Genomic DNA, 1,256 nt, shown 5'->3' with positions numbered 1-1,256 from the left:
CTATCCGGCCGAGGGTGGGCGGGTTAGGACGCTGTAGCGGAAGCCGTATTTGTGGGAGTAGCCCGCGGCTGCCCCGGCGCGTCGGCCCATCACGCCGGTGGGCATGCCGCGCAGCAGGGCGTTGCCCGGCGGGCTCGCCGTCGCCCCGGCGGTCTGGACGGGAAGGGCCTCGGCCTCGTTGGCCGGGCTGACCGCCGAAGTCAGCGTGGCCCACTGCTGGGGCACCGACAAACCCCCGACCTGGGTGGCCTGCCCGGCACCGGCCGAGACAACGTTGCTGCTCAGGCTGCCCAGGTTGCCCAGACCCAACTGGGCGAACTGCGGCGTCGGATACCACGCACCACCGGCACCGGCCGTGCTACCACCAGGACCCGACACCAACTGCTGAGCAAGCTGCGACCAAAACGCCGGGATACCGTTCGAGAAATAGGCAAGACCGGTGGTCTGCTTGAGCAGCACCGTGTACAAGGTCGGGTTGAGCCCCAGATAGTTGTTGGTCGGCGTGGGCAACCCAGTCTGCAGACCCTGAATCGCATTGGTCAGCCAGGTGAACGGGCCCGGCTGGGTCGTGGCCGCGGCCGTCACCTGCTGGGTCGGCGCCGCGGCCGTCACCAACTGCGTAGTCGCCAATTGCGAGGTGCTCGAGGCCACCGTCTGGGCGGTGTTACCCGCGGGCTGCTGAGCGGCCTGGGTCAGCGCCAACGCCTGATCGGCCACCCCATCAGGGGTGGTGGTATTCGGCGGAGCCGCAAACGGCGCCAACTCCGAAGCCGTCGCCGAAGCCGCCGCATAGCCATACATCGCCGCCGCGTCTTGGGCCCACATCTCCATGTACTGAGCCTCGGTCGCCATGATCGCCGGGGTGTTCTGCCCAAAGAAATTCGTCGCGATCAACGTCGCCAACAACACCCGATTAGCCGCAATCACCGGCGGAGGCACCGTCATCGCAAACGCCGCCTCAAACGCCGCCGCCGCCGCCCGACCCTGACTGGCCGTATCCTCGGCCAACCCCGCCACCGCACCCAACCAACTCACATACGGCACCACCGCCGACACCATCGACGACGCCGCCGGACCCACCCACGGCCCCGACGTCAACTCCGAAACCACCGAGCTATACCCACTAGCCGCCGCAGCCACCTCAGCAGCAATCTCATCCCACGCCGCCGCCGCCGCCATCAACGGCCCCGAACCCGGACCCGCATACATCCGACCGGAATTAACCTCCGGCGGTAACGCCCCGAAGTCAAACACCT

1 protein-coding gene is annotated in these 1,256 nt (G+C 67.9%); it reads right to left on the bottom strand.

Annotated features, from left to right (window positions below; genetic code table 11):
• Window positions 1–1,254 carry a PPE family protein gene (locus tag A5756_RS15110; protein WP_066953621.1) on the bottom strand — a complete coding sequence of 418 codons (1,254 nt, stop codon included), beginning with the start codon at window positions 1,252–1,254 and terminating at the stop codon, window positions 1–3.
• Window positions 1,255–1,256 lie beyond the last annotated feature (2 nt).

The sequence above is a fragment of the Mycobacterium sp. 852002-53434_SCH5985345 genome (assembly GCF_001667155.1).
GTDB lineage: Bacteria > Actinomycetota > Actinomycetes > Mycobacteriales > Mycobacteriaceae > Mycobacterium.
This window is presented reverse-complemented; position numbering and strand designations above follow the sequence as displayed.